Raw genomic sequence first — 2,360 nt, 5'->3', positions numbered from 1 at the left:
CTCTTTTTGGCGCCTTGTTTTAATTCTTCTACCGAATGATGGAATCCAATACGCCAGTTTCTTCCTGTCAAGAAAAGTTGTCCTCCCAGCCTAGCAATCTGCAGAAAAAGAGAAAAACTTCTTGTCTTTATAAGTGTGTAGGTTAGTTTAAGCTTGCTTAGTTGCGGGAAGGAAAGCGGATTACTTGTTTAAAAATAAGATGGCTAAAAGTTTTTTATTTCATTTTAGCTCACCTCAACTTAAAAAGTACTTACAACCATTCTACAATCGAAAACGCTGCCTTATTTTTCCTGGAATATCTTTTAAAGGATTATCCGCTAAGTGAAGCCCTTGCAGCTGAGACAGCTGTCCGATTTCTGTAGGAAGGTTGGTGAGCTGGTTTTGATTTAAGTTAAGCGCTCGCAGCTCAGACAGCTGCCCGATTTCTGCTGGCAGATTGGTGAGCTGGTTTTGGCTTAAATCAAGATCTAGCAGCTGAGGCAATCGCCCGATTTCTGCAGGCAGGCTGGTGAGCTGGTTTCGGTTTAATTCAAGCCTTTGCAACTGAGATAATTGCCCGATTTCTGTAGGCAGGCTGGTGAGCTGGTTTTGATTTAATTCAAGCGTTTGCAGCTGAGGCAATTGCCCGATTTCTGTAGGCAGAGCGGTGAGCTGGTTTTGATTTAATTCAAGTGTTTGCAGCTTAGGCAGCTGACCGATTTCTGCAGGAAGGCTGGTAAGCTGGTTTTGATTTAATTTAAGCGTTTGCAGCTCAGACAGCTGCCCGATTTCTGCAGGCAGATTGGTGAGCTGGTTTTGGCTTAAATCAAGATCTAGCAGCTGAGGCAATCGCCCGATCTCTGCAGGAAGGCTGGTGAGCTGGTTTTGATTTAATTTAAGCGTTTGCAGCTTAGGCAGCTGCCCTATTTCTGCAGGAAGGCTGGTGAGCTGGTTGCGATTTAAGTAAAGTACTTGCAGCTTAGGCAGCTGCTCGATTTCTGCAGGCAGGCTGGTGAGCTGGTTGAAGCTTAAGATAAGCGCTTCCAGCTGAGACAGCTGCCCGATTTCTACAGGCAGACTGGTAAGCTGGTTTTGATTTAAGTAAAGCAATTGTAGCTGAGACAGCTGCCCTATTTCTGCAGGAAGGCTAGTGAGCTGGTTTTGGTTTAATTCAAGCCTTTGCAGCTGAGATAATTGTCCGATTTCTGTAGGCAGGCTGGTGAGCTGGTTTTGATTTAATTCAAGCCATTGCAGCTTAGATAATTGGCATATTTCTGGGGGTAAATAAGTCAAGCCTGCTTTAGATAAATTTAGCAAAGTTAGGTCTTTACAATTTTCTTCAATCCAATCTCTAAGAAGCTCTCCTTTTTTTTCTAGAGGCAAGTGCTTAATTTCTTCTCGGCTCAAGTATTCTTCCCCACCAGGAAGCTTTTTCCAAAGTAAAAGGCGATTAATATTTAAGAGATAAGAAGAGTAATTAGCCAGAGTTAAGCCTCTTTTTTCTTCTGTTTTCTCTTTAAATTCTACAGGAGAAATAGATTTAGCTAAGGTAAAAACTTGTTTAAAAATTTGATAAACTTTTTCAGTAGAGGTAAGTACAGGATTGAGTTGATAAACTCTAGCTAACATAAGAGTTCGCTGAGTAGTGGTAGTCCTCCTGGGGAAATGAAGCCGGGCTATTTTTTTATAAAGAGAAGGCATCGCTTCAGAAGCCAGCAGATGATGCCATCTTTTACAGACGCTAAATAAGGAAGGAACTACGCAAGCCTCTAAGATAGGGAGTAACAATTCATTGGGCAAGCTTTCAATAGATATTGATGAGATAGGATGCATTTTATTTCCTTGGGTAGTGATAACTTTTCAGAATTTTCATTTTTTAAAGACAATATATAAATATTAAAAAAGCAAGTCAAACGAATTCGTATCCTTATCAATGAAAAACAACTCACAGATAATCTACCGGCGCTTTAATCCAAGATAGATTTAAGGAAAGAGGGGAGACCTTCTAAGCATTTAGGAGCAGCCACAGGTTTTGGGGATTAAGTGACGCGGCAATTTTGGTGTTGCTAAAAGAATGAGATTGATTCTTTGCTTTATTTGAGAAAAACGGCTCTTTTTGATGCAATGTTTTAATTCTTTTACTGAATGATGAAATACAATACGCCAGTTTCTTCCTATCAAGAAAAGTTGTTCTCCCAGCCATAGCAATCTGCAGAAAAAGAGAGAAACTTCTTGTCGTTATAAATGTGTAGGTTAGTTTAAGCTTGCTTAGTTGCGAGAAGAAACGAGGATTACTTGTTTAAAGATAAGGTGGCTAACAGTTTTTTATTTCACTTTAGCTTACTCCAATTTAAAAAGCACTTACAACCATTCTACAATGG

The 2,360-nt window shown here is 40.1% G+C and carries 1 protein-coding gene; it reads right to left on the bottom strand.

Features of this window, described 5'->3' with window-relative positions:
* Nucleotides 1-261 precede the first annotated feature (261 nt).
* Nucleotides 262-1,812: a leucine-rich repeat domain-containing protein gene (locus DB42_RS01345; protein ID WP_052435886.1), complete on the bottom strand. Its 1,551-nt coding sequence runs from the start codon at nucleotides 1,810-1,812 to the stop codon at nucleotides 262-264.
* Nucleotides 1,813-2,360: the final 548 nt, after the last annotated feature.

The sequence above is a fragment of the Neochlamydia sp. EPS4 genome (assembly GCF_000813665.1).
Taxonomy (GTDB): Bacteria; Chlamydiota; Chlamydiia; order Chlamydiales; family Parachlamydiaceae; genus Neochlamydia.
This window is presented reverse-complemented; position numbering and strand designations above follow the sequence as displayed.